The organism is Caldimonas taiwanensis NBRC 104434, assembly GCF_001592165.1.
Classification (GTDB): Bacteria; Pseudomonadota; Gammaproteobacteria; order Burkholderiales; family Burkholderiaceae_C; genus Caldimonas; species Caldimonas manganoxidans.
Genome location: NZ_BCWK01000004.1, coordinates 131,420 through 148,150, shown reverse-complemented (window position 1 = coordinate 148,150; position 16,731 = coordinate 131,420). Strand labels below are relative to the sequence as shown.

Sequence of the window (16,731 nt, the reverse complement as noted above, 5' to 3'; positions counted from 1 at the left end):
TGTGTCACGGCCATTGCTTCCCGGTGCAGGGTGTGCCGTTTGGCGCACGAGTCAGCGGCGCAGGAACAGCTCGGCCACCAGCTTCGGTGCCGAGGCGAAGTAGCCATGGAAGAAGCTCGCGGTGAGGCGGCCTTGCTGGTACACGGCTTCGGGGCCGCCGTAGCGGCGTGGCTGGGTGAGGTGGCTGGGGCGTAGCGCGGGGCCGGCTTCGAGGCGGCCATAGTGGAAGACATGGCCGCGCAGGCTGCCCAGCGGCGTGTCCCAGTGATGCAGGCCGATGCCGGCCAGGCGTTCGCCCATCACCGCGACGGCGTCGAGCAGACCGGCCATCGGGTGGTGCGTGCCGTCGAGCGTGCGCAGCTCGCGGGAGCAAACCATCATGCCGCCGCATTCGGCCACGATGGGACGGCCCATGGCGTGGTGCTCGCGCAGGCTGTGCATGAAGCGTTGGCATTCAGACAAGGCGGCGGCGTGCAATTCGGGGTAGCCTCCGGGCAGATAGATGGCGTCGGCATCTGCGGGGATGGCTTCGTCGGCCAGCGGCGAGAAGGGCTGCACTTCCGCCCCCATGGCGCGCAGCATGTCGAGGTTGGCTTCGTAGCAGAACGAAAAAGCGGCATCGCGGGCCACGGCGATGCGCTGGCCGGCCAGCAAGGGCTCGATCATGGGCTCGGCCTCGAGCGGTGGGGGCTGCCAGGCCGTCAGGCTCGTCAGGGCATGGGCTTCCAGCACCAACGCGGCATCGAGTGCGGCCCACACGCCGGGCAGGCTGGCTTGCAATTCCTGCACTTGCACCAGCCCGAGATGGCGTTCTGGCAAGGTGCGACTGGCGCGGCTCAAATGGCCCCACCAGGGCAGGCCTGGAGGCAGGCTGCCGGCGAGCATGCGGGCGTGGCCGGGGCTGGCCACCCGGTTGGCCAGTGCCCCGATCACCCGCACACCGCGTGCGTGGCCGTGCATTTGCAAGCCCAGGGCCAGCGCGCCGAAGGTTTCGGCCATGGCGCCGGCATCGATCACGAGCAGCACGGGCAGGCCCAGTCGAGCGGCCAAGTCGGCCGCACTGGGGGACCCGTCATACAGCCCCATCGCGCCTTCGACCAGCAGCCAATCGGCCTGGGCAGCCGCACGTGCCAGCTCGCGGCGGCATTCGGTTTCGCCCACCATCCACAGGTCGAGGTTGCGCACCGGTGCGTCGGTGGCTGCGGCCAGATGGCCGGGGTCGATGAAGTCCGGCCCGACCTTGAAGGCGCGCACACGCTGGCCCTGGGCGCGCAGGCGGCGCGCCAGCGCACAGGTGAGCATGGTCTTGCCTTGGCCCGAGGCAGGCCCGGCGATCAATACGGCATGCACCATGGTCTCACCATTCGATGCCTGGTTGCGCGCGAAAGCCTTGTTCGAAGGCGTGCTTGCGCAGGCCCATCTCGGTGACCGTGTGGGCCGCCTCGATCAACTCGGGCGGCGCTGCGCGGCCGGTGAGCACCACGTGTTGGGCCGCGGGGCGTTGTGCGAGCGCGGTGAGCACGTCTTGCACGTCCACATAGCGGTATTTCAACGCGATATTGATTTCGTCGAGCACCACCAGCCCCAGCGATGGGTCGGTCAGCATCTCGCGCGCCAGCGCCCAGGCGGCTTGGGCCTTGGCCACGTCGCGCGCGCGGTCTTGCGTGTTCCAGGTGTAACCCTCGCCCATGACATGGAAGCGCACCGCCTCCGGAAATCGGCGGAAAAAGAGCTCCTCGCCACTGGGCATGGCGCCCTTGATGAATTGCACCACGCCCACTTTCATGCCATGACCCAGGGCGCGGGTCACCATGCCAAAGGCGCTGGAGCTCTTGCCTTTGCCATTGCCGGTGAGCACGAGGACCACGCCGCCTTCTTGTTGCGCCGCTGCGATCTTGGCATCGACCACGGCTTTCTTGCGCTGCATGCGCTGGCGGTGGCGTTCATTCAAGCCGGCATCGTCGTCGGTGTTCGGGTCGCTCATGAGGGTCTCTCGCAAACGGCATCGGTGGCCGGCAGGAAGTGTCGCAGGCCGCCCATGTGCAGCGCGCGCATGGGGCAACCGTAGGCTTGGCTCAGGTGGGCTTCGGTGAGCACTTCGGCCAGCGGCCCGGCCAGCAGGCGGGGCAGCCCGTCGGCGCCGGGCGGCAGGAAGAGCAGGGCGTGGGTGCAGCAGCGCTGGGCCAGGTTGACGTCGTGCAAAGACATCAATACCGCGCGGTCGGCCAAGCCAGCCAACAGGTGACAGACGGCCAACTGATGCGGCACATCGAGATGGGCCATCGGTTCGTCCAGCAGCACCAATGGGGTGGCCTGGGCCAGTGCCGCCGCGATGGCCACCCGCTGGCGTTCACCACCGGAGAGGCTGCGCACGTCTTGCTCGGCCAGGTGCGCCGCGTCCAGTGCGGCCAGCTGTTCTCGGGCGATGCGCTCATCCACGGGCGCCAGCCAGCCAAAGCGCCCGGCGTAAGGCTGGCGGCCGGCCAGCACCACGTCCAGCGCGGTCAGTGCAAACACGTCGTGATGGTGTTGCGGGCACCAGGCGCGCAGGCGGGCCAGGGTGCGGGTGGGGATGCGGGGCAGGGGCCGACCGTCGATGGACACCTCGCCGCCTGCCGGGTCCAGCAAACCGGCCAGGGTGCGCAGCAGCGTGGTCTTGCCGCAGCCATTGGGCCCCAGCAAGACCCACCGTTGGCCGCGTTGCACACGCAGGTCGAGATCCTTGACGAGGATGCGCCGGCCCGCACGCACGCTGAGCTGCCGGGTGCACAGCAGTGCCGCAGTCATCCGCCTCTCCCATGGCGCAGCAGCAGCCACAGAAAGCTGGGCACGCCGATGAAGGCTGTGAGCACGCCCACGGGCAGTTGCAGGGGAGCCAACACGGTGCGCGCCAGGGTGTCGGCCAGGACCAAGAAGGCACCACCAGCTAGGGCGCAGGCCGGCAGGAGGATGCGCTGGTCATTGCCGAGGAGCAAACGCAGCGCGTGCGGCACCACCAAACCTACGAAGCCGATGCTGCCTGCCACGGTGATGGCCAGCCCGGCGGCCACCGAGGCCAGCAGCACCACGCACAGCCGCAGGCGGCGCACGTTCACCCCCAGCGCCTGAGCCGGGCCATCGCCCAGCAGCAGAAGGTTCAGGTCGCGCGCCAGCAGCAGGCTCAGGGCAAGCAGCATGGCCGCTCCAGCCAGCGGCAAGTGCCAGCGGTCGGCGCCATTCAGATCGCCCAGCAGCCAGAAAATCATGCCGCGCAGCTGGGCTTCCGGCGCCACGGACAGAATGAAGGCCACGATGGCGCCAAACCCCGCGCCAACGATCACGCCCACCAGCAGCAGCTGCGCGCCGGCGCGAGCGCTGTCGGCCTGCCGGCGAAAGGCCCGCGCACCCAGCAGGAACACCAGTGCGGTGGCCGTCAAGGCCCCGGCGGCGGCGCCCAGGTTCACCCAGCCCCAGGCGGCGCCCGCCCACAGCGCCAGCAGCGCCCCCACCGAAGCCCCGCTGGAGATGCCCAACACGTAAGGGTCGGCCAGCGGGTTGCGCAACAGGGTTTGCAGCAGCGCGCCTGCCAAGGCCAGCAGGGCGCCGCAAGCCAAAGCGGCAAGCGCGCGCGGCAGCCGCAGGCCCAGGACGATGTCGGCGCCGATGTGGTCCCGCTGCCCCGCCAGCGCTGCCCACACCTGGGCTGCGTCCAACCGTTGGCTGCCCATGCCCAACGCGATCACCAAGGCAAGAGCCACTGCGCCCAACAGCGCCACGTAAACCACAGGCAGCGAGCGGGGGGTGCGCATCGGCTGTCGAGTCGCGGCGTTCAGCGCGGCGACCAACGCAAGCCGACGAACACCATGCGGCCGCCGGTGGCATAGGTCCGCGCGACTTCGTAGTCCTTGTCAGCGAGATTGTCCACGCGGGCCAGCACGGTCCAGTCTCGCGCCAGGGTGCGGCTGGCGTGCAGGTTCACCAGCCCGTAGCCGCCCAGGCGCACGGTGTTGCTGGCGTTGTCGAAGCGCTCGCCGACCAGCTTCAGATCGGCGCCGACCGTCCAGCCGCCAAGCATGGTGTCGGCCCCCAGCTGGGCATGGCGTCGAGCCCGCCGGGCGAGGATGCGGTCGGTGTCGGCATTGCGCGGGTTTTGAACATCGACGGACCCCCACAGGTTCACCCCGCCCAGACGATGCTCGCCCGAGAGGGTCACCCCTTCGAGGATCGCCTTGCCGGCGTTTTCATAGCAGCCGAAAGTGCTGGCGCAGGGGCCGGCCGCTCCGAAGTTGATGAGGTCGGTCACTTCGTTGCGGAACACCACCAGGCCGAACTGCGTCGCCCCCTGGGCATAGCGCAGGCCGGCTTCGATGTTGCGCGAGGATTCGGGCTTCAAGTCGGCCACGCCGTATTGGCTGAAGCGTTGATACAGCGTCGGTGCGCGAAAGGCCGTGCCGGCCGACCCTGTCACGCGCCAGCCCGGTGCGAAGGCGTATGCATAGGCCGCTGCTCCCGTGGTCTTGCCGCCGAATTCGCTGTCGTCGTCGTGGCGGACATTGAGCTGCACGGTGTGCGTGCGGTCGGTCCATCCATAACCGAGCGCCAAGGCGTTTTGAGAGCGCGAGGCGTCGATCGCCGGAGGTCCGGAGTTGTCCAGGCGGTCCACCCGACGCTCCAACGCGGCGGTGAAACGATGGGCACCGAATTGCAGCTCATGGTGCCAGAGATAGCCATCCACCTTGGTGTCGGTGAGATAGGGGGAGGGCCGGGTTTCGTACTGGTCGCGTCCGCGGTTGGCACTCAGCCGCATGCGGTAGGTGTCGCTCCAGCGGGCATGCCAGCTCACCCCGAGGGTATGCACTTCATTGAGGGCTCGGTCGTCGGCGGTGCTGGCAAAGCCGTCGTACTGGGTGTTGACATCGCTGAACAACGCGGTGGCTTCCAGCCGGTGGGCCTGATTCAGCGTCCAGCCCAGGCGGCCGGAGGCCGAGGTGCTGCGATATCCGTCACGATCGGCGAATCCAACGCCGGGCCGGGCATCGAAGCCGTCGCTGGTTTCGTGCCCGACGCTCAAGGCGTAGTCCACCGCGCCCGATTTGCCGTGAAAGCCCGCATCGGCCTTGCGGGTGCGGTGGCTGCCAAGCCCCAGGCCGATGCTGGGCGTGAAGGGGCCTGTTCCTTGGCGGGTGAAGATCTGCACCACGCCGGCGATGGCATCCGAGCCGTAGATGGCCGCCGCTGGCCCGCGCAGAATTTCGATGCGGTCGATCTGAGCCACCGGCAGGGCATTCCAGTTGGCTCCGCCGGTGCTTTGCGAGTCCACGCGCACCCCGTCGATGAACACGGCGGTGTGGCGGTTGTCGGCGCCGCGCACGAACACGCTGGTGTTGGCCGTGGGCCCGCCATTGCGAACGAACTCGACGCCGGGCAGCCGCGTCAGCAAGTCGGCGACCGTCGTGGCGCCGCTGCGTTCGATGGTGTCACGCTCGATCACGGACACGTCGGCCACCACATCCTCGAGCTTTTGCTCGACACGGGTGGCCGTGACCACCACCGTGTCGAGCGTCGCAGACGAGGCCAACAACGTTTGCGCGGCGGCCGCGCATGGCAACAAAGCACACCCCAGGGGCAGGGACAACCATCGCGCAGCGCGACGGGCACGAACAGACGAGTTCATCGATGACGGACATTGAGAAGACCGTTTCGGCCCGCTTCCCCGCAGGCCAAAACCCACCGAGCGCGCGAACGCGCCCCCCTGTTGGCCGGTATCCGGGCTGGCAGAACGACTCCGGCCACCTTCCCAGCGCGGCCCGAAAAGGCCAAGCCAGTGGTCCAATGCCGAAGCTGAAGGGCGGTCAGTGGTGAAAGTCCCTTCGTCTGCTTACCGTTGCGGGGGCAGCGCAGGTTGGCTCGTCGGCGAGGCCGACGGTGCTCCCTGCTTCCCGTTTAACTGCCTGGCGGAATCGCCTGGGCGAGCACCAACATCACAAATTGTAATACGCTGCCCCAGCGCGTTTCAGCGGCGTTGCGTGCTCACTCCCCGCAGCATCAACACCACGCCGCACAACACGATGCCGGCGGCCAGCCATTCGGTTCCGGTGATGTGCTCGCCGCCGACAGCCACGCCCAGCACCATCGCGATCACCGGGTTGACGAAGGTATAGCTCGAGGCCAACGCCGCACTCGTGTGTGCCAGCAGGTGCATGTAGGCGTTGAAAGCGATCAGCGAGCCGAACACCACGAGATACAGCCATGCCCCCACGGCCAGTGGCGCGGGCGGCCAGGTGGGCGACTCACCGCTGGCCCAGGCCAGCGCCATCAGCACCATGCCGCCACAGATCATTTCGCTGGCAAAGCCCATCGCGCCTGCAGCCAGCGGTAGGCTGCGCTGGCTGAGCACACTGCCCAGCGACCAGGTCAGGCAAGCAATGGCGATGGCCGCCAGCCCAGCGGGCGAAGCTTGGAAGCCCGCACCCTGGGTGAGCATCAGCACACCGCTCAGGCCCACGGCGATGCCAGCCAGCTCCATGCGGCCGGGCACCACACGCCACAGCAGGTTGAGGGCCGCGATCATCAGCGGCACCACGGCGATGAAGGCCACCACCAGGCCCGAGCCCACCGTTTGCTCGGCATAGGCCGTGCCCCCCATGCCCCCGCCCAGCATCAGGGTGCCCACCACCAAGGCATTGCGCCATTGCTGCAGGTTGGGCCAGGCCGCGCCGCGCCAGCGCATCCAGGCGGCCAGCACCACGCCGGCCAGCACGAAGCGCGTGCCCATCTGAAAAAAGGGCGGGAAGCTGATCAACGCATACTTGATGGCCAGGTAGGTGGAACCCCAGACCAGCCACGTGGCGGCCAGGCACAGCATCACCAGCGGGCTGAGCGCCGGCGGGGAGGGCAGCGAGGTGGCGGCAGAAGTCATGGCGGGCGTCGTTATCGAATGCGGAGCCGCTATGCTAGAAAAGTCAGAGGCGCCATTGAAGACGGATTCAACGAAGATGAGGTCGGATAACCTTGAATCTCAAAGGAAAACTAGGCCTTCTTCTTTGAAGATCGACATGGATCACTACGACACCCGCATTCTTGCCGAACTGCAGGCCGATGCCCGTTTATCGATGGCCGAGCTGGGCCGGCGCGTGCACCTGAGCCAGCCGGCAGTGACCGAGCGGGTGCGCAAGCTGGAAGCCGCCGGCATCATCACCGGCTACCGTGCGCAGGTGAATTTGGCCAAGCTTGGCTACGGCATTCGCGCGATCGTGCGCGTGGGGCGCGCCGAGTATGCGCGGGTGGTCAAGCTCATCCAGCAGACGCCCGAGGTGATCAACGCCTACAACGTCACCGGTGAAGACAGCTGGATCCTCGAGATCGCCGTGATCGATGTCGCGCACCTCGATGCGGTGGTGACGAAGTTTTGCCTGCTGACGGAAACTTCCACTTCCATCATCCTGAATGCCGCCCGCGAGCATCAACCGGTGCTGCCGGCCCGGCCCGAGGATGTGAAACCCCCGATCCAAAAGGTTGACAACGCATGAACTTCGAGTCTTTTTCCACCTGTGATCTGTGTGACGAGCACAAGGGCGATGCCAGCGGCGCGTTTCGGGTGTTGCCCCCGGTCTTTCACGACTACGGCGGCAAGCCGCGTTTTGCCGGTGCGGTGCGCACGGTGAAGTGCTACGAGGACAACACCGAAGTGAAGGCGCTGTTGGAAGGCCCAGGCCAGGGCCAGGTGCTGGTGGTCGATGGTGGCGGCTCGCTGGCGCGTGCCTTGGTGGGGGGCAACATCGCTGCGGCTGCGGCAAAAAATGGCTGGGCCGGGGTGGTGGTCCATGGCTGCGTGCGCGATGCCGCCGAACTGCGCGCCTGTGCAGTGGGCATTCGTGCGTTGGCCCTGCATCCCATGCCCACCGAACGTCGCGGGCAGGGCTTGCGTGACGTGCCAGTGCTCATTCACGGGGTGTGGGTGCGCCCCGGGGACTGGCTGTTTGCCGACGAAGACGGCATCGTCGTGATGCCGGCGCGCGCCTGAGCCCAGGGGGCGTCGGCGTGGCCGCACTGGGGCCGGCTTTGCGCGTCAGCGCAGCACCTCCAACAAGCGGTCCAGGCCGCCTTCATCGATGGCCACCATCGCCTGCTCGCGCACCTTGGGCTTGGCGTGATAGGCCACGCTCAGGCCAGCGGCGGCCATCATCGGCAGGTCGTTGGCGCCGTCGCCCACGGCGATGGCTTGCGACGGCGGGCAGCCCAGGCGCTCGCACAGCGCCAGCAGCTGGCGTTTCTTTTCTTCGCCGTCCACGATGTCGCCCAGCACACGTCCGGTGAGCCGGCCGTCGTGGATGTCGAGCACATTGGCTCGCGCGTGGTCGATTCCCAGCCGTTCGCGTACGCGCTCGGCGAAAAAGGTGAAGCCCCCCGAGACCAGCAGCGTGCGCAGCCCCGCGGCGCGGCAGGCATCGACCAATTCCGCAGCCCCAGGGTTGAGTCTCAAGCGTTGGGTGTAGATCTCCCTCAGTGCGCCTTCGGGCACGCCTTGCAGCAAGGCCACACGTCGGCGCAGGCTGTCCTTGAAGTCGGTGATCTCACCGCGCATCGACGCTTCGGTGATGGCAGCCACTTCGGCCTTTTTGCCGACGGCATCGGCGATCTCGTCGATGCACTCGATATTGATCAGCGTGGAATCCATGTCGAAGGCGATGGCCTTGTAGTCGGCCAGGCGCAGCGGGGGGGTGAATCCACGGATGACGAGCCCGGGGGCGTATTCGGTGGGGGGTGTCATGTCAGTTGAAGGGGGCACGGAAATTCACAAGGTGTTCAAGCCGCCGTGGCCACCGGCGTGCCCAGCGAACGCAGCACATCGCGGATGAACTGGGCGCGGTCTTTCGGGTCGGGCAAGGCCTTGTCGATGCGCAGCTTGTCGTTGCCGGCCAGTTTGATGTGGCGGTTTTTCTGCACCAGCTCGATGATGCGCATCGCATCGATGGGGGGGTTGGGGCGGAAGGTGATGCTCATTGCGGTAGGCGCCGCATCGATCTTGAGCACGCCATACGGCTTGGCCAGCACCCGCAGCCGGTGCACGTCGAACAGCGTCTGGCCCTGCGGGGGCAGCTTGCCGAAGCGGTCGGTGATTTCTTCGAGCAAGGCGTCGATGTGTTCGAATCGCTCGGCAGTGGCCAGGCGTTTGTAGAGGTTCAGGCGCACGTGCACGTCACCGCAGTAGCTGTCGGGCAACAGGGCCGGGGCGTGGAGGTTGATTTCGGTGGTGACGTTCAGCGGCGACAGCAAATCGGGCTCGCGGCCAGCCTTGAGGTCGCGCACGGCCTGCGCCAGCATCTCGTTGTACAGCTGGAAGCCCACCTCCTGCATGTTGCCGCTTTGGCTGTCGCCGAGCACTTCGCCTGCTCCGCGGATTTCCAAGTCGTGCATGGCGAGATAAAAGCCCGAGCCCAGTTCTTCCATGCTCTGGATGGCTTCCAGGCGTTGCGCGGCCTGCTTCGTGAGCCCTTCCACATCGGGCACCAGCAAGTAGGCATAGGATTGATGGTGGGAGCGGCCCACCCGGCCCCGCAGCTGGTGCAACTGAGCCAAACCGAATTTGTCGGCCCGGCTGATGATGATGGTGTTGGCCGTGGGCACGTCGATGCCGGTTTCGATGATGGTCGAGCACAGCAGCACGTTGTAGCGCTGGGCCACGAAGTCGCGCATCACGCGCTCCAGCTCGCGCTCGTGCATCTGGCCGTGGGCCACGGCGATACGGGCCTCGGGCAGCAGCTCGGCCAGTTTCTCGCGCCGGTTTTGGATGGTCTCGACTTCGTTGTGCAGGAAATAGACCTGCCCGCCCCGCTTGAGCTCGCGCAGCACGGCCTCGCGGATCACGCCATTGTTTTCGTTGCGCACGAAGGTTTTGATCGCCAGGCGGCGCTGCGGCGCGGTGGCGATCACCGACAAATCGCGCAGCCCCTCCAGCGCCATGCCCAGCGTGCGCGGGATGGGCGTGGCAGTGAGGGTGAGCACATCGACCTCGGCGCGCATGGCTTTGATGGCTTCCTTGTGGCGCACGCCGAAGCGGTGCTCCTCATCGATGATGAGCAGGCCCAGGCGAGCGAACTTCACATCGGGCGACAGCAGCTTGTGCGTGCCCACGACGATGTCCACCGTGCCGTCGGCCAGGCCGTCGAGCGCTTGGCGCACTTCCTTGCCCGTGCGAAAGCGGGAAAGCTCGGCGATTTTCACGGGCCACTGCGCAAACCGGTCGCACAGCGTTTGGTAGTGCTGTTCGGCCAGCAAGGTGGTGGGCGCCAGCAAAGCCACCTGTTTGCCGCCGGTGACGGCCACGAAAGCCGCGCGCAGGGCCACCTCGGTTTTGCCAAAGCCCACGTCGCCACATACCAGCCGGTCCATCGGGCGCGGGCTGATCATGTCCTGGATCACCGCATGGATGGCTGCACGCTGATCCGGTGTTTCTTCGAAACCGAAGCTCGCGGCAAAGGCTTCGTAATCGTGCGCCGAAAAACGGAAGGCATGCCCTTGGCGCGCGGCACGGCGAGCGTAGAGGTTCAGCAACTCGGCTGCGGTGTCGCGCACCTGCTCGGCAGCTTTGCGTTTGGCTTTTTCCCACTGGCCCGAGCCCAAACGGTGCAGCGGCGCCTCCTCGGCGCTCACGCCGGTGTAGCGACTGATCAAATGCAACTGCGCCACGGGCACATACAGCGTGGCCTTGTCGGCATACTCCAAGTGCAAGAACTCACTCGGACCGTCGCCCAAGTCGATGTTCAGCAAACCCTGATAGCGCCCGATGCCGTGGTTGGCGTGCACGACCGGATCGCCGACTTTGAGCTCGGACAAGTCTTTGATCAGCGCATCGACATTGCTGACTTGCTCTTGCTTGCGTCGGCGGCGCGTGGTGGGCGCCGTGGCGAAGAGTTCGGTCTCGGTGATGAACTGGATGGCTGGCGCAGGCTCGGGCCGCTGCCAGTGAAAGCCGGCGGCCAATGGCGCCACGGTGATCGCGAAATGGGTGTCCTCCGCCTCGAAGTCCGCCAGTGTGTCGACGGTGGGCGGCTCGATCTGGTTGTCTCGCAGCAGTTCCAGCAGGCTTTCGCGGCGACCGGGCGACTCGGCCACGATGAGCACCCGGTGCGCGGTGGAGTTCACATGTGTCTGGAGCCGCTTCAGCGGCTGTGGCGTGCCCCGTTCGGCCGAAAGGTCGGGCAAGGGGCGAGCCCAGTCCACCTCGCCCTGACCGCGCAATGCGAGCTGGGCATGCGCATTGGCGAGGCTGAAAAAGTCTTCGGGCCGAAGAAAGAGGTCTTCGGGCGGCAGCAAGGGACGCTCGGGATCGTGCTGCAAGAAGCGATAACGCTCCCGGGTGTCGGCCCAAAAACGTTTGAGGGCTTCGTCGATCTCTCCGTGCAAACCCAATACCGCCGTCTCGCCGATGTACTGAAAGATCGTGGCCGTCTCATCGAAGAACAGCGGCAGGTAGTACTCGATGCCGGCGGTGGCAATGCCAAGGCCGATGTCTTTGTAGATCCGCGCCTTGCTCGGGTCGCCCTCGATGCGCTCGCGCCAGCGGGCGCGGAACTTCGCACGGGCGTCTTCGTCCATCGGAAACTCGCGCCCGGGCAGCAGGCGTACCTCGGGCACGGGGTAGAGGCTGCGCTGACTGTCGGGGTCGAAGGTGCGGATGGAATCGACCTCGTCGCCAAAGAGGTCGACGCGATAAGGCACCGGCGAGCCCATCGGGAACAGGTCGATCAGCCCGCCGCGCACGGCGTATTCGCCCGGCGACACCACTTGGCTCACATGCGTGTAGCCGGCCAAAGTGAGCTGGGCCTTCAACGCGGCTTCGTCGAGCTTCTCTTTTTGTTTGAAATGAAAGGTGTAGGCCGCCAAGAACGACGGCGGCGCCAGGCGCACCAGCGCCGTGGTGGCTGGCAGCAGCACCACGTCCACCTCTTTGCGCAGCACCCGCCACAGCGTGGCCAGGCGTTCGGAGATGAGGTCCTGATGGGGCGAGAAGGTGTCGTAGGGCAGGGTTTCCCAGTCGGGAAACACCGCACAGCGCAAAGCCGGGTCGAAGAAGGCCAGCTCGTCATGCAGCCGTTGGGCATCGGCAGGCTCGGCCGTGATGATGACGGCCAGACGACCCGCCTGGCTTTGCGCACGCGCGAAATGCGCCAGCAGCAGGGCATCGGCCGAGCCCGGAGGGCGGGGCAGGGTGTAGCGCTTGCCGGGAGTCAGGGACGGGATCTGCATGGACGGGGCGGCCTGGCAAAAGCAAATCGCCCCGAAAGGGCGCTCCCCCGGGGCGAAAGAGCGGCCAGATTATAGAATCCGCATCCCTTTAGACTGCTGCTGCCTCATGCAGATCTCGTTCGAGGCTCCCCGTTGTTATGCGCTGGTTCCCTGCGCAGGGGTGGGGGTGCGAGCCGGGGCGGCCGGCCCCAAGCAGTACGAGCTGCTGGCCGGGCGCGCGGTCGTGGCGCATACGCTGGCGGCGCTGGCCGCCGTGCCGAGGCTGGCGGGCACTTTGGTGGTGCTGGCGCCCGATGATGCGCGCTTCGAGCACGCCGTGCCCCACTACGCCGGCTGGGTGGCGCGCGTGGGCGGGCCCAGCCGTGCGGCCTCGGTGGCGGCCGGTTTGGCGGTGCTGCGCGAGCGCGGCGTCCAGCCGCACGACTGGGTGCTGGTCCATGATGCGGCCCGCTGCTTGCTGCGGCCCGAGTGGGTCGAAGCGCTGATCGATGCATGCGATCAGGACGAAGTCGGGGGGCTGCTGGCCTTGCCGGTGGCCGACACGCTCAAGGAAGCACGTGATGGCCGTTGTGTGAGTACCCTGGACCGCCATGCAAAGTGGCAAGCCCAGACGCCACAGATGTTCCGCTTGGGTTTGCTGCAGGCGGCGTTGGCGCATGCCGGCGAGGCCGTCACCGACGAGGCCAGCGCCGTCGAAGCCTTGGGCCATTGGCCCAAGCTCGTGCCTGGCGCGCTGGAAAACTTCAAAATCACCTATCCGCAGGACTTCGTCCTGGCCGAACGACTGTTGAGGACACGTTGATGGACTGGCGCATCGGAGAAGGTTGGGACACGCATGCCTTGGTGCCGGGGCGCAAGCTCATTCTGGGGGGGGTGGAGATCCCACACCATCTCGGACTGCAAGGGCATTCGGATGCCGATGCCTTGCTGCATGCCATCACCGACGCCTTGCTGGGCGCAGCGGCGCTGGGCGACATCGGCCGGCACTTTCCGGACACCGACGAGCGCTTCCGTGGTGCCGATTCCGCGGTGCTCCTGGCCGAGGCGATGCGCCGGGTGCGCGAGCACGGCTATGAGTTGGTCAATCTCGATGCCACCATCGTCGCCCAGGCCCCCAAGATGGCGCCGCACATCCCGGCCATGTGCCAACGCATCGCCGCCGTGTTGGGCTGTTCGGTGCAACAGGTCAACGTGAAAGCCAAGACGGCCGAGAAGCTCGGACCGGTGGGGCGGCAGGAATCGATCGAGGCGCGCGCGGTGTGCCTGCTGCGGCGGGCTTGATCAAGGGGCTTTGCGCAGCCGGATGCGGGCGATGAGCCCGGTGTCGGGCGGCGTGGCATTGCTCAGCTCGAAGGTGCCGCCCATGCGCAAAATGGTCTTCTCGACGATGGCCAGCCCCAGTCCGGCACCGGTGGCGGCCGTGCGTGCCGCATCGCCACGAAAAAACGGGGTGGTCAGTTGCGACAATTTCTCGGGCGAGACGCCCGGGCCGTGGTCGCGCACGCTGATGATGACCCAGGGGCCGGTGCGGGCGTATGTCACCTGCACGAAGGCGATGCCGGTGTCGCTGCTGCGACCATAGCGTCGCGCGTTCTCGAACAGGTTGGCGATCACCCGCCCCAACTCGGTTTCGTCGGCCAGCACCATGGTGTCGATGGCCACCCGTGATTCGATACGGATCTGACTGGTGTCGCGGAAGGCGGCCGCGGCTCGGTCGATCACCCCAGACAAGTGCACCGGCACGAGCTTGACCTCGCCCGGGCGCGCATAGTCCATGAATTTGTCGATGATGGCGTCGAGCTGGTCGATGTCGGCGGCCATGTAGCGACGGGCTTCTTCGTCTTGGACGCTCATCTCCACTTCCAGGCGCAACCGCGCCAGCGGCGTGCGCAGGTCGTGCGAGATGCCGGCCAGCATCACCGCGCGGTCTTCTTCCACTTTGGCCAACTCGCGTGCCATGCGGTTGAAGCCCTTGTTGACCTCCCGGATCTCACTGGTCATGGTGTTTTCGTCCAGGCGCGATTCGTACTCGCCTTCGCGGATGCGGCTGGCGGCAAACGACAGCTGGCGCAGCGGCTGGTTGATGAGCCGCGCGACCGTGGCCGAGCCGATCACCGTGGCCAGCAAAGCGATGCCCACCCAGACGAACCAGGTCTTGCCGGTGACGGGCTGCAGGCGCTGCGGGTCTGCTTGCAGCCAATAACGGTCGGTCTCGATGGCGAAGTCGATCCAAAGTCCTGGGCGTCCATTCACACTGGAAGCCACCACCGTGGTCGGACCCAGACGGCTGCGCAATTCCTCGGCGATGCGTCGCGTAAAGCGGTCGCTCTCGAAGGGCACATAGGCGTCTGAGGTTTCGCGCGGCTGGACCCGGATGGCTTCTTGCTCCGTGATGGTCTTGAGCAAGGCCACCCGGTTGATGCTATCGGTGTAGCGCAGCGCCACCCGCGACAGGTTCACCAGGCTGGCCAGCTGCTGGGCCGCTTGCACGGCCCGCGGCTCGAATTCCAGCGCCCGGAAGGTTTGCACCCAGGCGACGATGCCAAACCCCAGCAGGGCGCCTAGCATCATGAAAGTGCGCCAGAACAGGCTCAGGGTGACACGTTTGCGGACCATCGGGCTCGTCGGACAGGGCTGGGATTCACACGCGCCCCGCAGTATGCCCTCCGCCAGCCGGGGACGGTCTCAGGAATGCATGAAAAACGCCAGACCCAGGGGTCTGGCGTGCCTGGGTGATGAGGGCAGGTTCAGGCGTTTCCGTCGGGCACGAACACATAGCCGACCCCCCACACCGTCTGGATATAGCGGGGTTGGGCCGGATCGGGTTCGATCATCTTGCGCAGGCGCGAGATCTGCACGTCCAGGCTGCGATCGAAGGGCTCGAACTCTCGGCCCCGCGCCAGTTGGGCCAGCTTGTCACGCGACAGCGGTTGGCGCGGATGACGAACCAAGGCTTTGAGCATCGAATACTCGCCGGTCGTCAGCGGGATGGCCTCACCATCCTTCGTGAGCCGGCGCTGAGCCAAGTCGAACTCGAAGGGGCCGAACACCACGGTCTGCGGCTCCTTGGTCGGCGCACCTGGGGCCTCCATGGCCGGACGCCGACGCAACACCGCATGGATACGCGCCAGCAGCTCGCGCGGGTTGAAGGGTTTGGGCAAATAGTCGTCGGCCCCGACTTCCAAGCCGACGATGCGGTCGACATCCTCGACCTTGGCCGTCAGCATGATGATGGGCGTTTGATCATTGGCCGCCCGCAGCCGGCGGCAGATCGACAAACCATCCTCGCCGGGCAACATCAGATCCAGCACGATCAAATCGACGGTTTCGCGCGTCAGCACCCGGTTCAGGGCCTTGGCATCCTCGGCCAGGAAGACCTCGAAGCCTTCTTGAGTGAGATATCGGCGCAGCAGGTCACGGATGCGGGCATCGTCATCCACCACCACGATCTGGTCGGGACGGGGGGCGGGGGTCTGAGGGGTTGTGGTCATCGAGGACTCCCGAATTTGTAACAAAGCGGGATTGTGGGGTTGCGCAGTCGCGAAAAAGTGCCGTTTTGACCAAGTGTTACAAATATTGCCACTCGGGGGAACCGCGACCGCAAAACCCTGTGCGTCAGCGGGTGAAGGGCGGGTCCTGCGCCGTCCCATCCCTGCGTGGGCGGCACGGGTGGTCGTCTTGGCCGCACCGGCTTGCGTTAGCCTCCTACATTCACAGTGTCTTGCCCCTCCAGGAAAGGAATCCATGAAGCAGCATGTCGTTTGGCCCGGCCTGTACCTCGCTGCGGTCTTGCTGAGCTCCGGGGCGCTGGCCCAGCCGGTGCCGCCGGCCCAAGTGGTGAGTTTTTCTGCCAGCGCCAGCATGGAAGTTCCGCAAGACTTTTTGAGTCTGACCCTGAACACCACGCGCGAAGCCGGCGAGGCGGCGGCGGTTCAAAAGGCGCTGCAGCAGGCCGTGGAAGCGGCTCTGGCCCAGGCCCGGCCTGCCGCCCAGCCCGGCGCGATGGATGTGCGCACCGGTCAGTTTTCGATCTACCCGCGCTATGCCAGCCAAGGGCGAATCGCGGGCTGGCAGGGCACGGCCGAGCTGGTGCTCGAAGGCACGGATTGGGCGCGCATCACGCAAACGGCTGCCCGCATCCAGACGCTGAGCGTGGCCCGCGTCTCGCAGGGGCTGTCGCGTCAGGCCCGCGAAAGGCACGAGGCGGCCGTGCAAGCCCAGGCCGTGGCACGCTACCGAGCCCGGGCGCAGGAGCTGGCCGAGTTGTTTGGCTTTCGGGGCTATGAGCTGCGGGAAGTGAGCGTCTCGACCTCGGAGCCCGGGGTGACCCCGTGGCCGATGATGATGCGCGCCAAAGCCGACGTGACGGCCGCCGAAGCGGCCCCCGTGCCGGTGGAGGCCGGTAAAGCGCTCGTGACGGTGACCGTCAGCGGCAGCGTGACGTTGAAGTAAGGCCCCGCCGGCACGCGCCGGTTCATGCGATCGGGCTCCAGGACCGGGCCG

15 protein-coding genes and 1 riboswitch are annotated in these 16,731 nt (G+C 66.6%); of the genes, 5 read left to right on the top strand and 10 right to left on the bottom strand.

The genetic code is table 11. The annotated features are described in order from the left end of the window. Positions 1–51: 51 nt before the first annotated feature. The 6 genes from CTA01S_RS05200 to CTA01S_RS05175 all read right to left on the bottom strand — a co-directional run bounded on the left by CTA01S_RS05200 (position 52) and on the right by CTA01S_RS05175 (position 6,898). Positions 52–1,353: a cobyrinic acid a,c-diamide synthase CobB gene (locus CTA01S_RS05200; RefSeq protein ID WP_062192961.1), complete on the bottom strand. Its 1,302-nt coding sequence runs from the start codon at positions 1,351–1,353 to the stop codon at positions 52–54. Between the two features lie 4 nt (positions 1,354–1,357). Then, positions 1,358–1,984: a cob(I)yrinic acid a,c-diamide adenosyltransferase gene (gene cobO, locus CTA01S_RS05195; RefSeq protein ID WP_019562236.1), complete on the bottom strand. Its 627-nt coding sequence runs from the start codon at positions 1,982–1,984 to the stop codon at positions 1,358–1,360. Further along, a complete protein-coding gene (locus tag CTA01S_RS05190; protein ID WP_084362305.1) occupies positions 1,981–2,787 on the bottom strand; it encodes an ABC transporter ATP-binding protein in 807 nt (268 codons plus the stop codon). Before CTA01S_RS05190 ends, cobO begins: the two co-directional genes overlap by 4 nt. Continuing rightward, a complete protein-coding gene (locus tag CTA01S_RS05185) occupies positions 2,784–3,788 on the bottom strand; it encodes a FecCD family ABC transporter permease (protein ID WP_062192957.1) in 1,005 nt (334 codons plus the stop codon). Before CTA01S_RS05185 ends, CTA01S_RS05190 begins: the two co-directional genes overlap by 4 nt. A gap of 20 nt (positions 3,789–3,808) precedes the next feature. Further along, positions 3,809–5,653: a TonB-dependent receptor domain-containing protein gene (locus tag CTA01S_RS05180; RefSeq protein WP_232300994.1), complete on the bottom strand. Its 1,845-nt coding sequence runs from the start codon at positions 5,651–5,653 to the stop codon at positions 3,809–3,811. Between the two features lie 66 nt (positions 5,654–5,719). Next, positions 5,720–5,974, bottom strand: a riboswitch (cobalamin riboswitch). Positions 5,975–5,992: 18 nt separating this feature from the next. Continuing rightward, entirely contained in the window at positions 5,993–6,898 is a 906-nt protein-coding gene (locus CTA01S_RS05175; RefSeq protein WP_157451302.1) for an EamA family transporter, read from the bottom strand. Positions 6,899–7,034: 136 nt separating this feature from the next. Between CTA01S_RS05175 and CTA01S_RS05170 the strand changes: the two genes are divergently transcribed. Together CTA01S_RS05170 and rraA are read left to right on the top strand one after the other, a co-directional pair. After that, on the top strand, positions 7,035–7,508 hold the full coding sequence (locus CTA01S_RS05170; RefSeq protein ID WP_019562134.1) for an Lrp/AsnC family transcriptional regulator: 474 nt from the start codon (positions 7,035–7,037) through the stop codon (positions 7,506–7,508). After that, positions 7,505–8,002, top strand: coding sequence for a ribonuclease E activity regulator RraA (gene rraA / locus CTA01S_RS05165; RefSeq protein WP_019562133.1), 498 nt, complete (start codon positions 7,505–7,507; stop codon positions 8,000–8,002). The genes CTA01S_RS05170 and rraA overlap by 4 nt, the downstream gene beginning before the upstream one ends. A 45-nt stretch (positions 8,003–8,047) precedes the next feature. Here rraA and serB read toward each other — a convergent pair whose 3' ends face one another. Both serB and mfd read right to left on the bottom strand, forming a co-directional pair. Beyond that, on the bottom strand, positions 8,048–8,749 hold the full coding sequence (serB, locus tag CTA01S_RS05160) for a phosphoserine phosphatase SerB (RefSeq protein ID WP_019562132.1): 702 nt from the start codon (positions 8,747–8,749) through the stop codon (positions 8,048–8,050). 35 nt (positions 8,750–8,784) lie between these two features. After that, complete coding sequence (gene mfd, locus CTA01S_RS05155) at positions 8,785–12,228, bottom strand: transcription-repair coupling factor (protein WP_062192948.1); 3,444 nt, start codon at positions 12,226–12,228, stop codon at positions 8,785–8,787. A 106-nt stretch (positions 12,229–12,334) separates the two neighbouring features. Between mfd and ispD the strand changes: the two genes are divergently transcribed. Continuing rightward, positions 12,335–13,030: a 2-C-methyl-D-erythritol 4-phosphate cytidylyltransferase gene (ispD, locus tag CTA01S_RS05150; protein ID WP_062192945.1), complete on the top strand. Its 696-nt coding sequence runs from the start codon at positions 12,335–12,337 to the stop codon at positions 13,028–13,030. Beyond that, the gene (gene ispF / locus CTA01S_RS05145) at positions 13,030–13,509 is read left to right on the top strand and encodes a 2-C-methyl-D-erythritol 2,4-cyclodiphosphate synthase (protein WP_019562129.1); all 480 of its coding nucleotides are present in this window, start codon (positions 13,030–13,032) and stop codon (positions 13,507–13,509) included. The genes ispD and ispF overlap by 1 nt, the downstream gene beginning before the upstream one ends. Here ispF and CTA01S_RS05140 read toward each other — a convergent pair whose 3' ends face one another. Next, entirely contained in the window at positions 13,510–14,844 is a 1,335-nt protein-coding gene (locus CTA01S_RS05140; protein WP_019562128.1) for a sensor histidine kinase family protein, read from the bottom strand. 131 nt (positions 14,845–14,975) lie between these two features. Continuing rightward, positions 14,976–15,719, bottom strand: coding sequence for an osmolarity response regulator transcription factor OmpR (gene ompR, locus CTA01S_RS05135; protein WP_019562127.1), 744 nt, complete (start codon positions 15,717–15,719; stop codon positions 14,976–14,978). Between the two features lie 253 nt (positions 15,720–15,972). Here ompR and CTA01S_RS05130 point away from each other — a divergent pair, with 253 nt between their 5' ends. After that, a complete protein-coding gene (locus CTA01S_RS05130) occupies positions 15,973–16,680 on the top strand; it encodes an SIMPL domain-containing protein (RefSeq protein WP_062192943.1) in 708 nt (235 codons plus the stop codon). The last annotated feature ends 51 nt before the right edge of the window (positions 16,681–16,731 follow it).